The organism is Methanobacteriaceae archaeon (assembly GCA_013403005.1).
Taxonomy (GTDB): domain Archaea; phylum Methanobacteriota; class Methanobacteria; order Methanobacteriales; family Methanobacteriaceae; genus Methanobacterium.
Genome location: JACBOA010000005.1, coordinates 42,110 through 66,013 on the forward strand (window position 1 = coordinate 42,110; position 23,904 = coordinate 66,013).

The window sequence follows — 23,904 nt, forward strand, 5'->3', positions numbered from 1 at the left end:
AATGAAAATAGCAGTTTTTCCTCCAAACTCCCTGATACTGGCAGACATGGTGGAAAGGAGAGGTCATGAACCACTGGTTATCCAAAAAGAAATCCGTAAGAAGGTTACAGATCCGGAAATAGATTCTCCACCATTTAACATCACCGAAGAAGAGCCAATAAAGGGTCTTAAATATGCTGCTATTGAAGTTCCTTCTGGTGTGAGGGGTAGGATGGCCATATTTGGACCAATTATAGATGAAGCCGATGCAGCTATAATAATGGAAGATGCACCTTACGGATTTGGGTGCATAGGCTGTGCACGTACCAACGAACTTTCCATGTACTTTTTAAGAAAAAGAGGCATACCCGTACTGGAAATCCACTATCCAGAAACCAGGGAAGAAACAATGGAAGTGGTTAACAAGATCAACACCTTCCTGGAAGAATTGGAAAATTCAGATGAAACAGAAGAGTACGAAGAGTCTCTAAAAGTAAAAACTGAGGAGCAAGGGGAGTAATAGTAATGGTTAAAATAGCGCAGATTTCGTGCGGAACCGAGTACAGTGGTGTGCAGAAAGAGATAGAAAAAGCAGCAGCCACCTTTGGAGCAGAAATAATAATCCCTGAAGCAGACCTGGATTACATTGATGAAGCATATAACAAATTCGGTTTCAACGCAGCCAGCAGTAGCATACGCTTAATGATAGCCAGGGCAATGTCTCTGGTGGAAGGAAAATCAGATGCAGATGCTGTTTTCATCGCCACCTGTTTTCGGTGTGCTGAAGGGGCGCTGGTAAGAAATGAGGTAAGGCGTTTCATACAACAGAACACTAACCTTCCTGTGGTTACTTATTCCTTCACTGAACGAACTAAGGCTGATGAACTTTTCATCAGGATGGAAGCACTTTCTACCATTGTAGCACGGAAAAGTTTACTGGCCAGGGAAAAACAGGAAGGTCTTACTCTGGGCATTGATTCCGGTTCCACCACTACTAAAGTGGTTTTAATGGAAAATGATAAGATTATAGGAACTGGTTGGTTGCCAACTACTGATGTTATAGCTACTGCACAGGAAGGAATGAACCAGGCCTTTGAGGGCACAGGATACAAATTCGATGATGTGGAGGGGGTAGGAGTAACTGGATATGGTAGGCTAACCATTGGAAAACACTTGGACGCTGCTCTTATTCAAGAAGAACTCTCTGTAAACTCTAAAGGTGCAGTATATCTCGCTGGACACCAGAGAGGAGAAGCCACAGTCCTGGATATAGGGGGTATGGATAACAAGGTCATCACGGTTAATGATGGAATCCCTGACAACTTCACCATGGGGGGAATATGTGCCGGAGCATCGGGAAGATTCCTGGAAATCACCGCTCGAAGATTAGGTGTTGATATCAGCGAATTAGGTCCCTTGGCTCTTAAGGGAAACTTTAAAAAAGCCTTACTCAACAGTTATTGTATTGTATTTGGAATTCAGGATCTGGTCACATCGTTAGCTGCAGGAGGCACTAAACAAGATGTAGCGGCAGCCGCATGTTACTCTGTAGCTGAACAGGTTTACGAACAGCAATTACAGGAAATAGACGTACGAGAACCTCTAATTCAGGTCGGAGGGACTAGTCTTATAGGTGGATTGGTGGAAGCCGTAAGCACAGTACTGGGTGGTATGGATGTCATTGTACCTGAACACTCTCAACACATTGGAGCTGTAGGAGCTGCTTTACTGGTATCTGGACTGGGAGATAAGAAAGAATTCGGAGCTAAAAAATTATAGGGGATATAAATGCAAGTAGAATGCTACGATGAAAGCGGACAAGAAGTCTACGACATGATTGTCAGGCACATACTCCAGGAAGTACAGATTGTCAGGTCTGTCAAAGATGTTCGAGTATACGTTGATCCCCGCGAGCCAGTGTTTATAATCGCTGTGCAGTACCTCAAAACTTCACCACCAGTGGTTATTGAGGATTTCACTGAATACGAATACGAACCCGAGGCAAATGAGGCATTCATAAGGATCAAAGATGAAAAATACCTCCCCGAACTTCTTAAAAAGCTCTGGGAACTTGAAGGGAGGAATAAGGTACATCAGCCCAGCCGTTTTGAGGTTATAATCGACGACCCTCAGGTTAAATTAGAGGGACTGGTGGTACATGACCCTGAAGAAGATCTTAAAAAGAAGGTTTACGATGCACTGTTTAGAATCATACCCGAAGGGTTTCGGGTTATAGATCATTACTCTGAAGGGAACATTATAGCATTAACCTGTTCTGATGAATACATCAAAGAAGAATACCTGGAAAAAACCAGAGAAATTGTTGAAGATATGAAAAAATAGGAAGTTCCAATCACAATCACCATACTAATCAAGCTATATGTGAATAAATAATTCCTATCATATAAGTCCTATCATTAAATAAAGTCAAGTGATGATTACATTATTCAGTATACGATTATATTATTCAAATAAAATCATATCTAGATGGAGGAATCTGAGTGAATGAATCTAAATTTGCCCATATAACCAGGGCTCATCCATGTTTCAATGAAAAAATGCATGATAAGGTGGGAAGAGTTCATCTGCCCATAGCACCCCGCTGTAACATTCAGTGCAACTTCTGCACCCGTGAAATAAACAAATGTGAACAGCGCCCTGGAGTCTCATCCAGAGTAATGACAGTGGAAGAAGCAGTCACCCATGTGGCCAAGGTCATAAAAGAAATGCCCATAAGTGTGGTGGGAGTAGCAGGACCTGGAGATGCCCTGGCCAACCCAGAAACACTGGAATTTTTCAAAATAATTGACAAAAAATTCCCAGACCTCATTAAATGTATGAGTACCAATGGACTGTTACTGGCAGATATGGCTGAAGAAGTGGCCGCCGCCAATGTAAGCACCATCACCGTGACCGTGAATGCCATTGACCCGGAAATAGGTAAAAAAATATACTCCAGAGCCGTCTATAAAGGTAAAGTCTACGAGGGTGAGGAAGCCTTTAAAATAATCTCCGAGAAACAGCTGGAAGGAATTGAAAAAGTTGCCAAGCTGGGAGTGGTGGTAAAAGTCAACAGCGTACTCATACCTGGCCTTAATGACAAGCATATTGAAGACATAGCCCGGGAAGTGAAAAAACGCGGTGCTAATCTTATGAACGTCATACCACTTATACCCCTCTATAAAATGAAAGACTACCCACGACCCGGTTGTGAGGAACTTTCCAATGTAAGAGACACCGTTGAAGAGATATTACCCGTCTTCCGGGCCTGTACCCAGTGCCGGGCAGATGCCTACGGAGTCCCAGGAAAAGAGGACAAGCACCTGGATATGACTCCAGCCAGCCACTATTAAGGGGTTAATCTCTCTAATCCCTTATTCAATTTCTTAATGAACTTTTAAAAAACTTTGGAACAGGTTAAGAAATAATTGCAGATAGATTTCTAGAATTATTTCAATCTGCAGATTCATTTTTCCTGTTAAAATCTAGTAACAACAGGATGTTAGGACTATGAAAACCATGTACTGGAAGGATGATCTCCTTTATCTCTTAGACCAGACACTGCTCCCCCATGAAATTGAATATATGGTCTGCGGAACGTATATCGATGTTATAAATGCAATCAAAACTATGGTAGTTCGTGGAGCTCCAGCCATAGGTGTGGCAGCAGCTTTTGGAATGGCACTGGCATATCTTGCGGATGTTGATATGGAAAAAGCAGCCTCAGATATGAAAGATGCACGACCCACAGCAGTGAACCTTTTCTGGGCAGTTGACCGAGTAATAGAATCAGATGATCCTGTCAAAGAAGCACTTCTCATCTATGAAGAGGACCGAAAAACCAACCGGCTCATGGGAAAACACGGAGCCACAGTAATAGATGATGGAGATACTATTTTAACCCACTGTAACGCTGGTGCACTGGCATGTGTTGATTACGGCACAGCTCTGGGAGTTATAAGGGCAGCCAGTGAAGAAGGTAAAAACATAAATGTGGTGTGTGATGAAACCCGTCCCGTGCTCCAGGGGGCAAGATTGAGTGTATGGGAAATGCAGCAGGAAAACATTCCAGTGAAATTGATTGTTGATGGTGCTGCGGGACGCCTGATGCAGGAAGGACAAATAGATAAGGTGGTAATTGGTGCAGATCGTGTGGCTAGAGGAGGAATAGCCAACAAAATCGGATCACTCATGGTGGCACTGGCAGCCAAACGTTTCAATGTACCCTTTTATGTGGCTGCACCCAAAAGTACCTTTGATTATGAGAACAGTATTTATGATGTAGAAATTGAGGAAAGAGATCCTATGGAAGTTTTGAATTTCGCAGGGTGTCAGGCAGCCCCTATGGGAACTGAAGTGAGGAACCCCTCCTTTGATGTTGTGCCCAGTGACCTTATAACGGGTATTATTACTGAGGAGGGAATAATCGATCCAATTTAATATCCGTTTTAATATAACCTCACATCAATAGCCACATGCCATACACCAGGACTCCTGGATTTGACTTTCCTTTTATCTAAAATCTCCAAAATTCTTGAACAAGCAGCTTCTTCAATTTTTTTTATGGGGTCTTCGAAATCGCGACTGAACTGGTAGTAATGAAGCACCCCTCCTGGTTTGAGGTGTTTAACTGCAATTGGGAGAAATTCATAGGCGCTGCCTGGCAGGTTCATTATGATTCGATGAGCCTTGAGATTATGCTTTTGGAAAACTTCTGCAACGTCTCCTTGAATGGGTTCAATCTTACCTTTAAGTTTATTCAAGCTTATATTCTTTTCAAGATATTTAATGGCATGGGGGTTAATGTCAACGGCATATATCTGGACTTTATGTCGTCTGGCGATGTTAATGGCAAAGGGCCCCACTCCTGCAAACATGTCAATGATTATCTCGTTATCCTGAACCTGATCTGCTATTATTTTCCTTTCTGTGGCTAATCTGGGGCTGAAATAAACCTTCTTCACATCCAGCATTAACTGGGAATCATATTCTTTATGTATGGTAATAGATTGGTCTTCTCCAGCAAGGTGCTCCAGTTCCCTGGTGCGAACAATACCTTTTATTTCGCTCTTTTTACGGTAAACAGATTTCCTTTTAGTGAATTTAAGGGCAGCTTCACCAATGATGTACTTATCTTCTTCCAGTTCATCTGGAATCTCCAGGATCACCACATCACCAATGATATCAAAAGATTTTTTGAAATCATCCATTTTCCCAGGAGAGATTTTCCCTTTAAGGTAATCCTCCATGCTACGGGGTCTTTTTTCATATTCTTCAAAATCAGTATCTACAATATAACTACTATTAAGGTTCAGTTCTTCCAAAACATTATTATCAGGTTTTTGATTAAGGGGGAGATACACATAATCATCTGAACGTCTGATCTTAAATTCATGGTTCAGCAGATTTTTCTCCTGTAGAACAATCCGTAAGTGGTTGGCTTCTTTTTTGGGAGACTTTAATCCAATCATGGAATTCCTCAATATTATCTTACCTTGTGAAATTCTTTCATCATTGTATCTGGTATATGCACTTCCATATAATCAGATCCATTTTATGATAAGTTTTATTTCATTAATCTAATTTCATTAATTAATGCTGATCTCATGCAGCATACTACAGCATACTATTTAATCCCCAAAAAATACTCAAATTGGGGTACATGCAATTTTTTTTATCACCTACCTAATACTAGGTTACATTATGATAACCCATGATAAAAATCTCAAACTAAAATAAACTCTAAAAAATTTTTTATATAACTGAAACTAATGAAACTCTCTAAAATAAAATTTTATAAACTCCCCTTCTCATAATATAGATGTTGAAGGTGAAAAACATGCTCTACCTGGTTGGACTGGGACTCTACGATGAAAAAGACGTATCTATTAATGGTCTGGAGGCCATCAAATCTGCTGATGAGGTATACGCTGAATTTTACACGGCACGTCTTTTCGGAGGAGATTTAAAGTCATTGGAAACTCTTTCAGGGGTTCAAATAAATATTTTATCTCGAGAGGAAGTTGAAGAAGATAACGTGCCATTAAAACAGGCTTTAAATAAAGATGTGGCATTCTTAACAGCTGGCGACCCTTTAATGGCCACCACACATACTGATATTTTAATGGAAGCACGCAAGAAAGGGATTAAAACCAGGGTGATCCACGCATCATCCATCCTATCAGCAGCTCCAGGTATCGCAGGACTTCAAGCATACAAATTCGGAAAGGTTACCACAATTCCGCGTCCAGAGGATAACTACTTCCCCCACTCCCCCTATCAGGTAATAAAAGATAATCTGGAGATGGGATTGCACACTCTGGTTTTACTGGATATTCAAGCTCACAGAGACTATTACATGACTGCCAATGAAGGTCTGGAATACCTCATGCGTGTAGAAAATGATCTAAAGGAAGGATTATTCACGGATGATTCACTGGCAGTGGTGATTGCACGCGCTGGTTCAGAAAACCCTCTGGTCAGGGCTGATGAAGTTGGAAAATTATTAGGGGAGGATTTTGGAGGACCCCTTCATTGTATTATAATACCAGGGGACTTGCACTTTTTAGAGGCTGAAGGGCTGGTTATTTTAGGAGGAGCTCCTGAAAAACTTTTCAAAGACTAGTTAGTTTGAAATTAATTTCAGGTGGGAAATTAAGCATAAATACATTTCAAAAATAGTTTATCAATTCTGGGGGTGATCAGATTAAAGGGGTAATTACTTTTTTAAATTTTTCATATCACATTAGGCAAATATGGGATTTCAATGGCAGAAAATTCATCCAGAAGGGATTTTAAACTTCCCAGACCATTCCTTAAATGGGCTGGAGGTAAAACTCAGCTGCTTCTAGAATTAGAAAATCGACTACCTGAATCCTTGTTGGAGAGTAAGGTTATTGAAAGATATGTGGAACCTTTTTTAGGTGGTGGGGCTATGTTCTTTTTTTTAAAGAGAAAATATCAGGTTAAATATTCCATACTACTGGATATTAATCCTGAACTCATCTTGACCTACCGGGTTGTTCAGAAAGATTGTCTTAGATTGATCCATCAGTTAAGAGATATGGAGGATGAACATCTCCAAAAATCTGAAGAAGGTCGGAAAAAGAATTATTATATTATTCGAAAGCTTTACAACCAGCAGACTCCTGAGATTGACTACTATAATTATGGTGTTGATTGGATCGAACGGGCAGCCCGTCTTATTTTCCTTAATAAGACCTGTTTCAATGGACTTTATAGGTTGAATAGTAGGGGTGAGTTTAACGTGCCCTTTGGTAGGTACAAGAATCCTAAGATTTGTGATGAGGTAAACTTACAGCATGTTCATGAAGCACTTAAAAAAACAGTACTCCTTTGTGCAGATTTCACCCATGCCCAGGAATTTATCGAAGAGGGCACTTTAGTATATCTGGACCCACCTTACAGGCCACTTAACAACACTTCTCACTTCACAGCATATTCCAGTGAAAGATTTAATGACGAAGACCAGAGGAAACTGGCAAAATTTTTTCAAAAAATGGATGAAAAGGGTTCAAATCTTATTTTAAGTAACAGCGACCCTAAAAATCATGATATAAATGATAACTTTTTTGATGAACTATATGCGGGATATAATATCGAAAGAGTTCTTGCCAAGCGTAACATCAATTCCAAAACATCGGGAAGAGGAGAAATAAAGGAGTTAATTATAAGAAATTATTAAAAATTAGTAATTATGAAAAAATAGGAATAATACTGAATTTTCATTGTTCAAGATGCATTATTCAAGTTAAAATCAAGTTTAATAGATTAAATCACTCTTCAATAAGTTTAAAGGGGATGTTTAGTTTGCAGTGTGCTTCCTGCCATAAAAGAGATTGTTATGATGGAAAAGATTGCTTGAAAATTAAAGAAGATATTAAAAAAATGTACGATGAGTCTGAGATGGATATATTAAAAACAGCAGCAACTGTAGAATCCAGATATTACATGAAAAAAACCCGCATTGAGGAAATCATACTTTTCTCGAAGATGATGAAGTATAAAAAGATAGGCCTGGCATTCTGTGTGGGTTTGGATAAAGAATCAAATCTAATAAATTCCATCTTCAAAAAACATTTCAAAGTGTATTCTGCATGTTGTAAAGTATGTGGAATTGATAAAGAGGATTTTAACCTGGAAAAAATCGATAAAAATCGTAAAGAATCCATGTGCAATCCCATTGGCCAAGCATCAGTTCTCAATGAAAAAAATACTGATCTTAATATAATAGTTGGGCTCTGTATAGGTCATGATATGTTATTTACAGAACATTCCCAGGCACCAGTAACCACACTGGCTGTAAAAGACCGGATACTGGCGCATAATCCTCTGGGTGCAGTATATTCCAAGTACTACATGAACAAACTATCTATTTAACCTATTTTTTTAGTTAATAACTTTTTATTTAATTACTTTATTTAATTTCTTTTTTAAATTAAACTCATTATTGGCTCTTTCAAACTTCCTTTAACTCTGGTTTCATGATAAATTCACATTTTTCAACGTTTTCCATGGGAATTAGCACGATTTTAGTTCCTGTTTCTTGTGATGCATAAATTATTTCAATCAAGCCTCTTTTTTCATGAATTTCAATAGAATCCACGCCAAATTCTCCCCTGCGGAAGTTATGCACGGATTCATTTATCATACTCACTTCAATTCTATCGATCATCACCATCACCACTTTACTATATGTTCTTGGTTTTTATATTATCTTATATCATGAGGAAAACACAGACCGACACTATATAAGGGATATTGAATAATAACCATAAAGAACCAAAGTAAGAAATATAGGAAAATATTGGGGAGAAAAATTATGAATGAAGTTATCATGGAAGCCCGGGACCTAAGCAAAGATTTTGGAGATTTCCGGGCAGTGAAAAAACTCAATCTCAAAATAAACCGTGGAGAGGTTTTCGGATTCTTGGGACCCAACGGGGCAGGTAAAACCACGTCCATTAGTATGATGGTGGGACTCCTTAAACCCTCCAGTGGCCAGGTATTCATTGGTGGTAAGGATGTTCAGGAGATAGAAAAGGGAACCATTGGTATATGCCCCCAGGAACTGGTATTGTGGGATTATTTAACCTGCAAGGAAAGTCTGATGCTTATGGGGGATATGTACGAGGTTCCAGGTCGAGAACTCAAAAAGAAAGTACAAAAATTGTTGGAAGACCTCTTCCTCACAGAAAAGGCAGATACAGTGGTCAAACAACTATCAGGAGGTATGAAACGTAGATTAAACTTGGCACTGGCACTGGTGCATGAACCAGAAATTGTGGTCTTGGATGAACCCTCTGAGGGACTGGATCCTCAATCTCGTAGGGTTTTGTGGAACTATATCCGGAACCTGCGTGATAATGAGGGTAAAACAGTTATTTTAACCACTCACCTTATGGATGAAGCAGACAGGCTTTCAGATCGCATTGCCATCATAGATCATGGTAAACTACTCCGATTGGACACGCCCTCTAATCTCAAAAAGGAAATTGGAGAGGGTGATGTGGTGGAAATGAAAATTTCAGACTCTCTGAAAAATCAGGAAGTAATAAATGCAGTTAAAGAACTGGAAGATGTGCAGTCGGTGGTAGAAGTGAACGGTCAGATTAATATCAGAGCACTGGACGCTGTTGGAAAACTCCCCCTGATAATGGATAAAATAGAAACTCTGGAAGTCCGCGTAATTGACCTTGCCATGCGACAGAACACATTAGAGGATGTTTTCATTGATTTAACTGGAACCGGTTTGAGGGAGTAAAAAAAATGAAGTTCATAAGCATAGCCAAAAAAGATTTCAAGGAGTTAATCCGTGACCGACGAGGTCTGGCAATGATATTACTTTTCCCACTCTTTTTCATGTTGGTTTTTGGATTTGCCTTTGGAGGAATGGGGCAGAGCAACCAGCCCCACAAAATTGTAGTTGTAAATTATGATAAGGGAGCCACCATGTCCAATGGGGAGCAGGTTAACTTCGGCAATAACCTGACCAAAGTCCTAGAGGATTCCAAATATGAAAACAGTGAGGTGTACCTTTTCAAAGTTAACCAGACCACGGAATCAGAGGCCGAAAAATTACTTAAACAGAGGGATGTTGATGCAGAGGTTATCATCCCTGAAAACTTCTCCCAATCCGTAGTAGCCCTGATAACCGATACCCTACAGCAAAAACTAGTAACCGGCACTACTAACTCCGTAAAATCATCCAATATCACTTCAACCATAATCATCAAGGGAGATACAGGATACATGGGCTTCGGTGTTAGTCAGGGAATACTTACTGGAGTTTTAGAACAATATAAGGATAAAATTGTCAATCAGGCACAGTCTGCAGTAAGTGGCAGTCCAGGGGTTGATGCCAACAATTACCTCCAGAGCAAAGTAGAAGCCATCCCCGGCACAGGTTCATTCACCACATTCGACTTCATGGCTCCTGGAATGATTGTATTTGCCATTCTACTTCTTTCCACCACAGTTGCGGCTGCCCTTACCCGGGAAGTGGAGAAAGGTACCCTTGCCAGATTAAAATTATCTAAAATGACTTCATTTGATCTGTTATTTGGGGGTCTAATACCATGGGCTCTGGTTGCAGCAGCACAAGTAGTTATTCTCCTGACAGTGGCCGTACTCATTGGTTTTCACTGGCAGGGCGGATTATATACTCTGACACTGGCGGTATTGGTGGGAATTATAGGGGGAATAGCATCCATTTCACTGGGAATGATTATTGCTGCATTTGCACGTAATGACCGGCAAGCAGCCAACCTGGGCACTCTGATAAGTGTACCTACCAGTTTCCTGGTTGGGGCCTTCTTCCAACTCCCTCAGGTGGTAATCGCCAATTTCTGGGGACAACCCTTTCAGATTTATGACATCTTACCCTGGACCCATGTTCTCAAGGCACTCCGGTCCACCCTTACATTTGGAGGTGGATGGGATAGCATATCATACCAGGTGGGATGGTCCCTACTCTTAACACTTATACTATTTGCAGTAGGAGTGTTTTTATTTTCAAGAAACAGATTAAGGGCTGAAAACTGAAAACATGCTCAAGATCATAATCAGGAAAAAATTACAAGAGATGAACTCACAAAAAGGAATTATATAATTCTTTATATGATTCTTTAAAAAAAAGGTGAGATTGTAAACCTAAAAAGGGAGATAAAACTAAAGGGGAGGGTCATAGGTAAATATGACAACAGAAAAACATGGCCACAAACATCATGGCAAATCCAGCAGGGACATACTGGATCCTAAACGTGTTCTAACGGCAATAGGATTAAAGGAAGGCCAAAATTTTATGGATGCAGGATGTGGTGATGGATTTATTTCCATAGAAGCGTCTAATATGGTGAAGGCACGTGGAAAAGTATATGCAGTTGACGCATATGAACCCAGTCTTGATGGTCTTAGAAGAGAGATTGAAGAATTTCAAATAAGCAACATTGAAGTAATCCTGGCGGACATGACTCTGAATATTCCTTTAGAGGACAGCATTGTAGATATTTGTGTCATGGCCAATGTTCTACACGGATTTGCCAGTGAAGGAACCTTAGAACCTGTTTTAAATGAGATCAAGAGGGTTATTAAACCTGGTGGAACCTTTGCCGTGGTTGAATTCAACAAAGTGGAAGGACCACCAGGGCCTCCCTACAATGTCCGTTTAAGTCCGGAGTCTGTGGAACAAATCCTAGAAAAACATGGTTTCGTTATAAGGGGTACTCAAGAAGTTGGTAGATACCATTACCTGGTTGAGTCCGTAAAAATGAAATGAACTTAGGTATAAAAAAAATGAAAAAGCATAGCTAAATCCATGGATTTCGTAAAAAATTGTTTTAGTTATTATTTGTAGTTATTAGTCCAATGAAAATTCTTCAAATAACCAAATTTAGTTAATTTTTATCAAAATTAATTAAAAATCATAATCAAGACTTTGATGGAGTGTTTGGGCTTAGAATGGCAGCTAAGAATAGATTAGTATAATGGTGTATATTTATCCAAAAACCTACCATAATCTCTGTCTAATATTCTTAAAGTTGTCATAGCCTCTGGAGAGGAACAACATCTTTCTTCCACTAGATTACGCAATGTTCCATTAATTATATGTGTTTTAACTTCTCTTAAAACGAAATCCAGAGATTTTCTGTTGTATTCAATCAGTTCTTTTTGATTGAAATCGTATAATGGGTATTGTTTGAGTTCATAATTTCCATGGGGAGTGGTCATTACTCCTAACTGGGCATAGAAATCTGCAGTTGATTCACCAAATAAATCCACACCCAAGTAAACTAATAGGGGAATGAAGTTTAATTCAGCGAAGGGAAAAAATAGGGTGGAATTAGGATTCATATGCTCCCTGAGGCTGATTATAATCTCTAAAAGATCACGGGGTCTTTTAAGAAGTTCTTCCGGGTTCGCCACTAGAAAAGTGCGATAGCCCATTTTTTCAAGTGCAGATACACATTCAAGGCGGAGTTTTGGATATTTGGATCCATGAATAACAGCTATCTTTTCTTTCCCATCCCTTTCATCTTCTTTATCAATATCAGTTCTGGCTTTTTCAATGGTGCTCTGCACGGACCATTTAGCCATTTCCAGGGGAACATCAAAGGGCATAGGTTCATCTTCAACAATTATTTCATCTGCTGGTGTTAAAATACATGGTGTTTCAGTATCCTGATAATTACCATATCTAGAAGGCCCGTCGTGTAACTTTATTTCCATCATATGATTACTATATCTTTTTCATTGTTATCTTATATCCTTGTGTTGAAAATTAGATTCCCTGTGTCCTGTTTTGAAGTGATTGAAAAATGATTCATATAAACTCGATCTTATCATTTAAATCACCAGAAAAATTATTATCTTTGGGATTTATTCTTGAGATTAAAAAATTGTCGTCAAAAAGATCAGAAATAAATTGTAAACATTAATTTATTTAATTCTACTTTCTTTTTTATATAAAACATGCTCTATAATGATAGCTTCAACACCTTTGGAATATGGATTATATCCTTTTTCTTCTATTTGACATGAATTATTTTTTTATGAAAGATTGTATATTTTTTGTAGTTGCTATTTTATACTCATAGTATCTTTAAAAGTTGTATCACTGATTCATTTTAACCAGTTAAATGTTATCATAGTAATTGAGCCTTCCATCACACATATATTCACTTTAGTTATTAATTTAGTCTTTTTTATTCAGTTTTCAATGACATAAATAACAATAGTGAACACTAATCCATAAATAATGAGTATTGAAGAAAAGAATAGTTCCCCTGTTAAAAAAATATTTAACAATGCTGCGATTGGAATAATTGCAGAAACAAGCAAAATTAAAATAATAAACATTTCTTTAGGAACAGGATGATCATCTATTCCGATGTCCTTTTTTAAAACTAGGAACATTGGAATCATAAACAAAGCCATTATAAGAAGTATTATTTTTATAATCATGGCATAAGGGAGTGTGTCTTGCTGTAGTTGGCTTAAAGATGTGTTGATACCTACGGCTGGGAATAGGTATAAAGTAATTATCCTCAGGACAACTATAACATAGAATAATGCCAAAATAACTAGGATAAACTTTTTATTTAGTTTCAATTTTAAGATACCCCACATAATTATTTTGTCCTTTTTTTTGATAGATTAAACCATCATAATCATTGTGCTGTAATTTAATTGGGAACATATCTGGATTTAAGTTGTTTTCTGTGCAGAAAAGGACTCCAAAATCAATTAAAGACTGTACGGCTCTTTTTAACTCTTCATCATGCCTTTCCCCTACATCACTTCTCCTTTTTGGGATAATATATGCAAAACATAAATAAATAAGAGTAAAACCAACTATAAATGCTATTAGGCTCATTTTGAGCATGCTGAGTGAGTAAATAATTGTTATTCCAAGAGCAATTGCCAATGTAACAAATATAACACCTACTATGAGCATAAGGGGCACTTTCATCTCTTCAGAATCAACTTTAGTATCGTATCTAAAATTATGAATCTCTTTTTTAATTTCCTGATTTACTGCACGATTTTTTTTGATAAAATAAGACTTGGCCCGCTGTTTAAATAACAATTCTAAAGACCCTGTAAAAGATAGAGGGCTAATACCCAACATAAAAGGAGGTCGAAAAGAATCTAATTCTATCATATAAGCACCTAATCCTACAAGTACCTTACTTGAATCAATATTATCGGTTTTCATATATATTCAACCTCTCTTAAGATTATAATAATATTGATATAATATTAGTGTAACTACTATAATTATTGCTGCAATGATTAATGCAACCACAAATATTAGGAATATTCCAAGGATCCATCCACAAATTGTTAAAACAGCTAAAAGTGCCCATATTAGGACAGCAATAAATCCAATAGCAAATATAATTGTGCATGCATCCCCTAATATAAGTAAAACTTGTAAGACGAATTTCAATAAAGGTGTTCCATCGTTGGGATCATCTGAGGTTTCGGCTGCACTTCCAGTTGACTGTGTTGACGTTCCTGTGGCTGATCCTGTTATTGAAGATCCGTCCCCTGGTTGATTATTGTTTGATGAATCACTTCCTGATTCTGAAGGTTTAATTAAAGGATTTTTTACACTTAAGTTTGGGTATACATAATAGTTAACAGATGTTTGTGCTTCATTACCAGCATAATCGAATACTTTTAGATTTATGACATAGGTTCCAATTGGGAGTAGGTATGGGAAATTTAATTGCAAAATCCAATTATTATCAGAGTAACCTAATAGACCTTCGGAACCATCTTCGAAATATGCGTGAATTTCTTTCGCATCAGGTGATGATTCTGCAATAATTGATGTATTTTGTCTGCTAAAATCAATATATTTTAATCTATCTGGAGTTATTATAGCTGTTATCGTAGGTGGGGTGTTGTCCACTGTGAAGTTGATTTTTTCGGTGATTTGGTTACCCACATCATCGTTAGCTGTTACTAGGGCTGAATAAGTTCCATCGGGAAGTTGTGGGATAATGGTTTCTGCATTCCAGGTACCAGAGTTTCGACTCCATGAATAGGTCCAAGAAGTCCAATTCAGGTTTAAATTTTGTCCAAAAATATTGACTGTGATTGTACTAGTATCGTCTGGGTCGAAATATGATGTACTGATACATGAAATCTTGATTACATCACCTGATTTTATGGGATTAGGTGTGGCAGAAACTGAAATAATAGGTGGGGTGTTGTCAACTGTGAATCCAGTATTTCTAACTAAATTCATTATGGTATAATTGGGTAATAGCCATGAAAACCAGTTCATTTCATATAAACACTTAATATATAGATTTTTATATCCGTCTTCGGTATCTGGGATTGTGTAATTGGTTGTCCATGATCCATTGGCTTGTTTTTCTAGATCTATTTCTCCAAAGGGGCTTGATACAGTGACTTTCCATGGGTCGGGGTTGGCGTGAACTATTATAATTAAATTATTTCTTGATTTTACCTTGGAGGTAACTGTGTAATTTATTATGGGGCTTATGTTTCTAACGGTGAAGTTAACTGTTTGTGTTCCTTGGTTTCCGGACCAGTCTTGAGCAGTTAATAGAACAGTGTAGTTTCCTTCTGTTAACCAACTGGAATATTCAGCTGCCCATGAGCCGTCTTCCTGACGTTCGAGAATATATACATTGCCCAAAACTGTTGCTGTCACACCAATAACATCAGAATCCGTTAAAACATGGAAATATATCCAAGGCTTAGTTGGAAGTTCCCCATACATCATATCACAATGGGTTACATTTCCCGAAACTATTGGCGCCTGGTTATCTAATGGGTTGAAAAGATTGAAATTGAGTGAAAGAGTATTCTGATTACCTGCTCTATCTGTTGCTGTTAATAGGATGGGATAATTACCATCTGAAACATATGGAACACAATATTTAAGAATCCAGGTACCATCATCTTGTTTTATTAGGTCATAGGTTTGATTTATGATTAAAGCGGATATGCTGGTTGTATCAGAATCAGAAGTGGCATTTATGTTTAGATTATCATTTGTTTTCGCAGTACCTGGAGTTACCGAACCGGATAATACTGGAGGTGTGTTGTCCACTGTGAAATAGAGGATGGTTGTATTTTGATTCCCTGATTTATCAGTTGCTGTTAGAAGAATTGTATAGGTTCCATCAGGAATGTTTGGAGTTAAGTAAGAAAGATTCCACCCTGTAGTCTGTTGGTATAAGTCAAATGTTTCTCCATTAATTAAAGCAGTGGCTTTTAGGGTATCTGAACTGGTAAGTGCATCAATAGAAATGTAATCGCCTGATTTAACTAAATCAGGTGTAATTGTGGCCGAAATTGTAGGGAGTGTGTTATCTACTGTGAATCCAAGTGAAATATTTCTTTGATTCCCTGCATTATCAGTTACATTTAACTCAACCGGATAAAAACCATTAGCAAGTGATAGAACAAGATAACTTAAGATCCAAAAACCGTTACTTCCCTTGATCAGGGAATAGGATGTATCAAGAATAGTAGCAGACACACTTGCAATATTGGGGCTGGGACTAACTTGTATGGTGACAATATCACCAGACTTTGTGCAATCTGGATTGATAGTGGCAGTTAGTGGATAATTTTCTGTGTACACAAAGATGTCTTTACAGTTATTGGTATCGTCTGATATAAGTACATCTGAGAGGGAGCTGAATGCTACTGTATGTCCGTCGGCACTTATTGAGGGCTGGTAACTGCTGTAAAATGATGTTTCTCCTGTGGAACTGGATATTAATTTAGTAGTTTTGGAAAATTGATCATAGATATATACATCCATCCATCTGTCAATTGTGTCGCTGATCTCGTGATTTGCACTTGAAACTGCCACGTAACGACCATCAGCACTTATTGATGGTTCAATTGTCATGGAATTTGGTACCCCATTCCATGAGATTTCCACTTGTTCTATAGTTTTTGATGAGGTGTTATAAATTAAAAGACTATTACCTCCTGAGGTAAAGACCAAATAAGAGCCATTAGCACTGATTGAAGGATAATTAAAATTATAAAAACCTCCTTCAAAACTAGAGGTATTAACCTTTTCCAGGATGCCTGAATTTCTGTTGTAAATATATACTCCAGAATAACTGTTAACAGTATTTTCAACCAGATTATTTGCAGACGAGATAAAAGCAATTAAACTGCCATCACCGTTTATTGTAGGTTTCTCACTGTTGCCATTTGCTTCATTACCTGTGTTTGAAACAGTTAATCGTGTGATCTGGCCAGAATCATTATCATATAAAAAAATATCACATTTTCCATTATTGTCAGAGGGGACAAGGTTAGTTGCATATGAACTGAAAGCTATGAAACGTCCATCTGCACTAATTGCAGGTTCGTTACTATCACCATTGCTCTCCTTACCTGTATTGGTTATACTAATGCGTTTATTGATTCCCAATAATATATCCCGTAAAAAGATATCAGAAACACCGTTGGTGTCTCCTGGCACTAAATTATTTGCATTTGAGGTAAAAGTCACATAACGTCCATCAACACTGATTGCAGGTTCGTTACTATCACCATTGCCCTCTTCACCAGTATTTGATACACTTGCTCTTATAGTTGTGTTTAGAACATTGTCACGGATGAAAATATCCGAAAATCCATTGGTGTCACCCGGGACTAAATTATCAGCATATGATGTGAATGCGATGTATCGTCCATCTGCGCTGATTGATGGGTTGGAACTGGCAGCGTTGGATTGACTTCCATCACTAGAAACACTTATCCTTTCTGTGGTGTTATCAGCTGCTACTATTGTTCCACAGGTTACTAAAACCAAAAATAATACGAGCATTAGTAGTAGAACTTTATTTTTCATTCCTCTCACACCATTTTCCCCAGTCAGCCTTGTAAAAACTGAAATATTAGTATCCATAAAACAAAGAGTTAATCTCTCCTTTTATGTAAAATCTCAAGTTTTAGCAGCCTATTTCCCTTATTTATTTCCATTGGATATAATACAGTAATAACTACAATAATGATAATAATAGTATAATTATGTTGTTTTATAAATTTTACTATATTATTATGAAAAGATAATAATGCAGGAGTAAAAATAAGGATATTATAAAGGAATCATATTGTTCAGGCGAAGGATAGTATTAATTGTTTAGACACCCTTGGTTGTCTTTTGGATTTTAATGTTTGACTAATTGGGATTGTTTAAAATAAAAGAAATATTTTCTTACAGGAATTTTTTAAGATTAGACTTTTTTGGTTTATCCGTGTGAGTTTTTTTTAAATTTATTCGCATCATTTGGATGTTAATTTTTTATGAAAGATTGTGGCATATTGTGCCAATGTAAGGGAAAGTATAGAAAATTGGAGATTTTCTAATATTACTAATACAACTAAGTTTATATAAAAATTCATAGTAAATATAACAATTTTGCTTTCTTACTTCCATCATATGATCATTTTTATATCCTTTATAATAGCCTATATCCTTTGTGTTGATTTTAAGCATCTCCACCAGATATTCTTGGATTGATCTTAATTGGTCAAACTCAAGTAGTGTAACCTAAAAGGTTACAGTTAAGCATTTTTTAGTAACCTTTATATATACTGACCTCTAGACTTTGAACTGGAAATCACATGGTTTTCCAAGAGAACCGTAGGATGACCGGGGCGTGAATATAATGAGCTTTCTAAAACGCTTAAAAAATGTGTTTACTGGCGAAGAAGAGCCAAAAAAGGAAGAAAAAGCAGATAAATCTGATACAGAAAAGCCCCCGGTTGAAAAAGAAGAAACAAAACCACAAGAAACCGCCAAGGAAGTTCCAGAAAAATCAGTAGAACCGAAACCGGAAGAACAAGAACAAAAAGATGAACCGGTGGAAGAGAAACCAGTTACTCAGGAAGAAACTAAAGAAACACCTGCTCCAGAAAAAGAAAAAACCGAAGAAGATAAACCTGAGACTAAAAAAGAAGAACCGGACAAGGCTGAAGTTGAAGAATCTGTTAAAACTGAAGAAAAGCCAAAAAAAGAAAGGAGTGAAAGCATGACTTTACTGCAAAAGGATGAAAACTTAGTAACCCGTGCAGATGTAGACGAAGATTTCAAACAGGATATCATGGATGCTGGCGCTGAGTCAGTGGCCATATGTTTCCAGTGTGGTACCTGTACAGGAGCCTGCCCATCTGGTAGGAGAACCCCTTACCGAATAAGAGGAATAGTCAGAAGGGCTGTAATGGGCCTGAAAGAAGATGTTATATCAGACGACACCCTCTGGATGTGTACCACCTGTTATGAATGCCAGGAAAGATGCCCCCGAGGTATTAAAATCGTGGATATTGTGAAAATCGTGCGAAACTACGCTGCCCAAGCAGGTTACATGGGACAGGCACATAAAATGGTGGGAAGCTTCGTTATCAAAACAGGTCACGGTGTACCCATCAACCCAGAAACAAAAGAACTCAGGAAAAAAGTGGGGCTGGGAGAATTACCACCAACCACGCACAGCTTCCCTGGAGCCTTAGAAGAAGTACAGGGCATAGTAAAGGCCACAGGATTCGACAACCTCATAGGCTACAACTGGGAAACAGAAACAATAGAATAAGGTGATAATATGGCTGAAAAAGAATTTGCATACTTCTTAGGATGTATCATGAATAACCGATACCCAGGTATCGAAAAAGCCACACGAATACTCTTTGAGAATCTTGGTGTAGGTCTTAAGGACATGGAAGGAGCATCATGCTGTCCAGCACCAGGAGTATTCGGTTCATTTGACAGAACCACTTGGGCTTCCATAGCTGCCAGGAACATAACCATCGCTGAAGAACAGGGAAATGACATCATGACCGAGTGTAATGGATGTTTCGGATCCCTATTTGAAACCAACCACATGCTACATGAAGATGAACAGATGAAGGAGAAAATCAACAAGGTTCTCGCAGAAGTTGGACGTGAATACAAAGGTGAAATTAACGTACGACACTTCGCTGAAATTCTCTATAACGATGTAGGATTGGAAAAACTGGCAGAATCAGTAACTAAACCACTGAACCTTAATGTTGCAGTGCACTACGGCTGCCACTTCCTCAAACCAAGCGCTGAAATCAACATTGACGACCCAATAAAACCAACCATTCTGGACGAACTGGTAGAAATCACTGGAGCCAAGTCTGTACCTTACAAGGACAAAATGATGTGCTGTGGTGCTGGTGGAGGTCTAAGATCTCGAGATATCGATGTAACCGCAGATTTCACCAGAGAAAAACTCACCAACATGAGAGAAGCAGGTGTAGATGCCATTGTAAATGTCTGCCCATTCTGTCACCTTCAGTTCGATGTGGGTCAGGTTGAAGTTAATGATAAATTCGGCACTGACTTTGAAATCCCTGTCTTCCATTTAGCCCAACTCTTCGGATTGGCCATGGGACTGGGTGGAGATGAGTTAACCCTGGATGCCCACCAGGTATGCACAGACTCTGCCATGGAGAAGTGCTGGGACTTCTCAGAACTGGATGAAGTAACTGGTGGAGAATAAACACATTCTCCCTCTAACTTTTTTTTACCATCCAAAGTTTTTTATTTTTCAAAATACTAATTTTAACTACAATATATAAGAGGTGTTCTTTTGTTCGTAGCTACTCTTGCTGGAGTTTTTAAATTCGCAGAATTACCTGAAAAATACGGTCCTTTTGTACAGTACAAAGCAACTATTGAAAATAGATCAATCAAAGACACTGATGACATTGCAATTCTGGATATTGTCGGCACAGAAAGTGTCCATGTGCTGTTTTTAGACTCATATAAGAGTATGGGGGAGATCGACCAGGAACTTAATGCTGCCGATGCCAAGCTCAATCATCGTTCCAAACAAGTACTGGAAGGTTATTTATGAGTCAACTCCCAGCAGAGCAAACCTGGATGGTGCTGGTGGAACTATTAACCGACCTTAGAAAAAAGGGAGTAAAAATTCCCAATGGGATCACTAAAAATGTTCAGATGGCCAAGACCACCATCAACTTCTATAAAGTGGATCCCACTGACCCGCAAAGACAGGTTGAAGTAGCAAGAATAAACGAATTTTTAACTAAAATTCAGGATTCTTTAATGAACCTTGCAGATGAGCAGGGAGATAAATACAGTGCTAAATGGTTAAACAAACTATTAAGAGCTTCCCAAGGGGAAGAAGTGTATCCTGAGAAGAGAACAGATTCAAAATTTGTGGTGGGAGCACCTTCTGGATTTTCCATGATCCGGGTTAACTTCAAGGCACCCCTATCAGAGGATAGGGTTCAGGAAATTGCCGAGTACCATAATGTAATTATAGAATTTGAGGAAGATAATCTTATAGCAGTTTACGGGGATAAAGAAAACCTTAAGATAAGTCTCCAGGAACTATCTTCATTCTTCAAGGAACAGTTAAAAGAGATGAAATAAATACTGAGGGATTTGGTAATCACAAGGTTACCGGATGTTTTAATCTCATAAAAAAGTATACATTATGGGGCCATTTTTTAAATAATCTCTGAGGAGTTTATGTTTATGAAAATATTAGCTGTCAGTGATCTTCACGGTAATATAAAACCTCTAATCAATTACCTTAATAATAATAAAGTAGATCTAATTGTCATTGCCGGTGATATTACCCATTTCGGTCCAGTGGAGCTGGGTGAAGATATTCTAAATGAAATAAGTTCCTTTAAGGTTCCTGTACTGGCCATACCCGGAAACTGCGACCCTGGTTCCATGCACATCAACATGGATAATACTCAGGCCATCAACATCCATGCTAGAAACATTGTAATTAATAACATAGGGGTCTGTGGATTTGGAGGTTCAAACCCAACACCCTTCGACACCCCTCTGGAATTCGAGGAAGTACAAATCTATGATGAGGCTAAAAAGGCCCTTGAAGGAATTAAAGAAGAAAAAATAACTCTATTTATTACTCACGCACCCCCTTATGGTACTAAAACTGATTTACTTCCTTCCGGGATGCATGTGGGAAGTAAAAGTCTTCGTAAAATAATTGAAGAAGTGCAACCAACACTTAATATCTGTGGACATATACACGAAGCACGGGGTACGGATCAGATTGGTAAAACTAAAATAATAAACCCGGGGCAAATGTCAGAGGGCCATGCCTGTTTAATTAAAACTTCAGATACTTCAGAAGAAGAGGAAATAGAGACAGAAATTATAAAAATATGAAGCCAAGCTCCAATATCAACATGAATGATTTAATTACTTCCAATATTTAAGGGTTTAAATCATATATTCTAGTTAAGCAAACTCCCAAAGAAAATAAGAAACTGACTTAAGTGATGTTGACTAATAATAACTTTGATTTTTTTAAATCTCTACAAGTCCCTAGGTGTGATTATTATGATTATGGTTGAAGGAGAGGTGAGTGGTAAAAAATATCGGGAACCTTTTTCAAAGGGAGTTTTAGCCAGGTCTTTAACCCGTGCAGAAATGGATCCCAATAAAGCCTACACCTTCTCTTCCCAGATAGAAGCTCAACTTAAAAAAGATGGCATCAAGCTTATTAACCTGGATGACCTGGTTAAAATCGTTCGCCAAAGACTTAAAGAGGAAGATGCGGAAATAGCAGCCCAGTATGGTTTGTGGAAAAGGATCAGGAAATGTCAGGATCCCCTGGTCATTCTTATTGGTGGTTCTTCAGGTGTGGGCACATCCTCCATAGCATTCGAAGTAGCAAACCGTCTGGGAATACGTAACATGATCAGTACAGACATGATACGCGAAGTCATGCGGAAAACTTCCTCTAAAGAGCTTTTACCCACTATTTACGAATCCAGCTACACTGCTTACCGATCTCTGCGTATACCTCCACCACCTGAACTGGACGAAGTCCTCATTGGTTTCAGGGACCATGTGGACACAGTCAGCGTAGGTGTGGAAGCAGTAATTGAACGATCCATCACCGAAGGAATCAGCATAGTAATTGAAGGAGTTCACATCGTACCAGGATTCATCAGAGAAGATCTAGTATCCAGGGATAATGTAAACATGTTCATATTAACCCTGGAAGATGAAGAAGTTCATAAAGGTAGGTTCTATTCAAGATGCAGGCAACAGTGGGCTAGAAGGCCACTTGAAAGATACATGAACTATTTCGGAGCTATTAGAAGGACTCACAAATACTTCGAAAGTCAGGCTAACAAGTACCATGTGCCAGTTATAGAAAACATAGACATCACCACCACTATTGAATCAATTATTGAAGAGATTACCAAGAACTATGGAAGTGAAGAAAATGTTGCCGAAGATAAAAGTTAAGGAAGTAATGAGTAAGGAAGTTGTGACTGTTCCTCCCTCTGAAGATGTTGTATTCGCCTTTGAAAAGCTTATGAAACACAAAATTAGTTCATTACCAGTGGTTGATGGTGATGAATTGGTGGGAATTGTAACTGCCACAGATTTGGGCCACAACCTCATCCTGGACAAGTACGAACTGGGCACCACAGTAGAAGAAGTGATGGTTAATCAAGTCATATACGTATCTCCTGAAGATGAGCTTAACACTGCAGTGCGCAAGATGCATGAGTATGGTAAAGATGGTGGCATAATAAACCAGTTAGTGGTTTTAGACAATCATGAACTGGTGGGCATTGTTTCAGATGGTGATATAATAAGGGCCATAAAGGTATAATAAAAAAAATCCAACCACCAATTTTTGCTCATATTAAAGGATTATGTTAATATTTATTTTCCTACTAATGGGGGTTTCCTTACTAAATATCTGACCTTATTATTTTTATTATTCCTCAAAGGGTTCTCTTTTTGGCTTTTTTTATTATTCGAAATTTCTTCGAAATTTCTTATTAGGGAAACATCTAAAATCGTAGGAAAAATAAAAAAATAAAGGTTTCAAATCATCTTTT

24 protein-coding genes are annotated in these 23,904 nt (G+C 38.1%); 18 read left to right on the top strand and 6 right to left on the bottom strand.

Annotated features, from left to right (window positions below; all coding sequences use genetic code 11):
* Position 1 precedes the first annotated feature (1 nt).
* From HVN35_05220 to mtnA, 5 genes are all read left to right on the top strand, one after another.
* Positions 2 to 499, top strand: a complete 498-nt coding sequence (locus tag HVN35_05220) for a methanogenesis marker 5 protein (protein ID NYB51939.1) — start codon at positions 2 to 4, stop codon at positions 497 to 499.
* A 5-nt stretch (positions 500 to 504) separates the two neighbouring features.
* Positions 505 to 1,758 (top strand): methanogenesis marker 15 protein, encoded by a 1,254-nt coding sequence (locus HVN35_05225; GenBank protein NYB51940.1) that lies wholly within the window; start codon positions 505 to 507, stop codon positions 1,756 to 1,758.
* A gap of 9 nt (positions 1,759 to 1,767) precedes the next feature.
* Positions 1,768 to 2,322 (top strand): methanogenesis marker 17 protein, encoded by a 555-nt coding sequence (locus HVN35_05230; protein NYB51941.1) that lies wholly within the window; start codon positions 1,768 to 1,770, stop codon positions 2,320 to 2,322.
* Between the two features lie 158 nt (positions 2,323 to 2,480).
* Entirely contained in the window at positions 2,481 to 3,332 is an 852-nt protein-coding gene (locus HVN35_05235) for a radical SAM protein (protein NYB51942.1), read from the top strand.
* A gap of 157 nt (positions 3,333 to 3,489) precedes the next feature.
* Complete coding sequence (gene mtnA, locus HVN35_05240) at positions 3,490 to 4,419, top strand: S-methyl-5-thioribose-1-phosphate isomerase (protein ID NYB51943.1); 930 nt, start codon at positions 3,490 to 3,492, stop codon at positions 4,417 to 4,419.
* Positions 4,420 to 4,427: 8 nt separating this feature from the next.
* Here mtnA and HVN35_05245 read toward each other — a convergent pair whose 3' ends face one another.
* Complete coding sequence (locus HVN35_05245) at positions 4,428 to 5,450, bottom strand: class I SAM-dependent methyltransferase family protein (protein ID NYB51944.1); 1,023 nt, start codon at positions 5,448 to 5,450, stop codon at positions 4,428 to 4,430.
* A gap of 368 nt (positions 5,451 to 5,818) precedes the next feature.
* On the opposite strand from HVN35_05245, the gene HVN35_05250 reads away from it, so the two are divergent.
* The 3 genes from HVN35_05250 to HVN35_05260 all read left to right on the top strand — a co-directional run bounded on the left by HVN35_05250 (position 5,819) and on the right by HVN35_05260 (position 8,379).
* Positions 5,819 to 6,604, top strand: a complete 786-nt coding sequence (locus HVN35_05250) for a diphthine synthase (protein NYB51945.1) — start codon at positions 5,819 to 5,821, stop codon at positions 6,602 to 6,604.
* Between the two features lie 141 nt (positions 6,605 to 6,745).
* On the top strand, positions 6,746 to 7,684 hold the full coding sequence (locus HVN35_05255; GenBank protein NYB51946.1) for a DNA adenine methylase: 939 nt from the start codon (positions 6,746 to 6,748) through the stop codon (positions 7,682 to 7,684).
* A 125-nt stretch (positions 7,685 to 7,809) separates the two neighbouring features.
* Positions 7,810 to 8,379: a DUF1847 domain-containing protein gene (locus HVN35_05260; protein NYB51947.1), complete on the top strand. Its 570-nt coding sequence runs from the start codon at positions 7,810 to 7,812 to the stop codon at positions 8,377 to 8,379.
* 79 nt (positions 8,380 to 8,458) lie between these two features.
* Here the strand turns inward: HVN35_05260 and HVN35_05265 are convergent, their stop codons facing one another.
* Positions 8,459 to 8,674, bottom strand: coding sequence for a hypothetical protein (locus HVN35_05265; protein NYB51948.1), 216 nt, complete (start codon positions 8,672 to 8,674; stop codon positions 8,459 to 8,461).
* Between the two features lie 147 nt (positions 8,675 to 8,821).
* Here HVN35_05265 and HVN35_05270 point away from each other — a divergent pair, with 147 nt between their 5' ends.
* The 3 genes from HVN35_05270 (at position 8,822) to HVN35_05280 (ending at position 11,776) form a co-directional block, all read left to right on the top strand.
* Positions 8,822 to 9,763, top strand: coding sequence for an ATP-binding cassette domain-containing protein (locus tag HVN35_05270; GenBank protein ID NYB51949.1), 942 nt, complete (start codon positions 8,822 to 8,824; stop codon positions 9,761 to 9,763).
* A gap of 5 nt (positions 9,764 to 9,768) precedes the next feature.
* The gene (locus HVN35_05275; GenBank protein NYB51950.1) at positions 9,769 to 11,043 is read left to right on the top strand and encodes an ABC transporter permease; all 1,275 of its coding nucleotides are present in this window, start codon (positions 9,769 to 9,771) and stop codon (positions 11,041 to 11,043) included.
* A 151-nt stretch (positions 11,044 to 11,194) separates the two neighbouring features.
* Complete coding sequence (locus HVN35_05280) at positions 11,195 to 11,776, top strand: class I SAM-dependent methyltransferase (GenBank protein NYB51951.1); 582 nt, start codon at positions 11,195 to 11,197, stop codon at positions 11,774 to 11,776.
* Positions 11,777 to 11,976: 200 nt separating this feature from the next.
* Here HVN35_05280 and HVN35_05285 read toward each other — a convergent pair whose 3' ends face one another.
* From HVN35_05285 to HVN35_05300, 4 genes are all read right to left on the bottom strand, one after another.
* Complete coding sequence (locus HVN35_05285) at positions 11,977 to 12,729, bottom strand: archaeosine tRNA-ribosyltransferase (GenBank protein NYB51952.1); 753 nt, start codon at positions 12,727 to 12,729, stop codon at positions 11,977 to 11,979.
* Between the two features lie 477 nt (positions 12,730 to 13,206).
* The gene (locus HVN35_05290) at positions 13,207 to 13,608 is read right to left on the bottom strand and encodes a hypothetical protein (GenBank protein ID NYB51953.1); all 402 of its coding nucleotides are present in this window, start codon (positions 13,606 to 13,608) and stop codon (positions 13,207 to 13,209) included.
* Positions 13,595 to 14,215, bottom strand: a complete 621-nt coding sequence (locus tag HVN35_05295) for a hypothetical protein (protein NYB51954.1) — start codon at positions 14,213 to 14,215, stop codon at positions 13,595 to 13,597. The genes HVN35_05290 and HVN35_05295 overlap by 14 nt, the downstream gene beginning before the upstream one ends.
* Before the next feature lie 6 nt (positions 14,216 to 14,221).
* Positions 14,222 to 17,860, bottom strand: coding sequence for a PD40 domain-containing protein (locus tag HVN35_05300; protein ID NYB51955.1), 3,639 nt, complete (start codon positions 17,858 to 17,860; stop codon positions 14,222 to 14,224).
* A gap of 820 nt (positions 17,861 to 18,680) precedes the next feature.
* On the opposite strand from HVN35_05300, the gene hdrC reads away from it, so the two are divergent.
* From hdrC to HVN35_05335, 7 genes are all read left to right on the top strand, one after another.
* Positions 18,681 to 19,601, top strand: coding sequence for a CoB--CoM heterodisulfide reductase subunit C (gene hdrC / locus HVN35_05305; GenBank protein NYB51956.1), 921 nt, complete (start codon positions 18,681 to 18,683; stop codon positions 19,599 to 19,601).
* 9 nt (positions 19,602 to 19,610) lie between these two features.
* Positions 19,611 to 20,534 carry a CoB--CoM heterodisulfide reductase subunit B gene (gene hdrB / locus HVN35_05310; GenBank protein ID NYB51957.1) on the top strand — a complete coding sequence of 308 codons (924 nt, stop codon included), beginning with the start codon at positions 19,611 to 19,613 and terminating at the stop codon, positions 20,532 to 20,534.
* 90 nt (positions 20,535 to 20,624) lie between these two features.
* Positions 20,625 to 20,891 (top strand): DUF749 domain-containing protein, encoded by a 267-nt coding sequence (locus HVN35_05315; GenBank protein NYB51958.1) that lies wholly within the window; start codon positions 20,625 to 20,627, stop codon positions 20,889 to 20,891.
* A complete protein-coding gene (locus HVN35_05320; GenBank protein NYB51959.1) occupies positions 20,888 to 21,433 on the top strand; it encodes a DUF2096 domain-containing protein in 546 nt (181 codons plus the stop codon). The genes HVN35_05315 and HVN35_05320 overlap by 4 nt, the downstream gene beginning before the upstream one ends.
* 105 nt (positions 21,434 to 21,538) lie before the next feature.
* Positions 21,539 to 22,207, top strand: coding sequence for a metallophosphoesterase family protein (locus HVN35_05325; GenBank protein NYB51960.1), 669 nt, complete (start codon positions 21,539 to 21,541; stop codon positions 22,205 to 22,207).
* 174 nt (positions 22,208 to 22,381) lie between these two features.
* Complete coding sequence (locus HVN35_05330) at positions 22,382 to 23,299, top strand: 2-phosphoglycerate kinase (protein NYB51961.1); 918 nt, start codon at positions 22,382 to 22,384, stop codon at positions 23,297 to 23,299.
* Positions 23,277 to 23,672, top strand: a complete 396-nt coding sequence (locus tag HVN35_05335; GenBank protein NYB51962.1) for a CBS domain-containing protein — start codon at positions 23,277 to 23,279, stop codon at positions 23,670 to 23,672. Before HVN35_05330 ends, HVN35_05335 begins: the two co-directional genes overlap by 23 nt.
* The last annotated feature ends 232 nt before the right edge of the window (positions 23,673 to 23,904 follow it).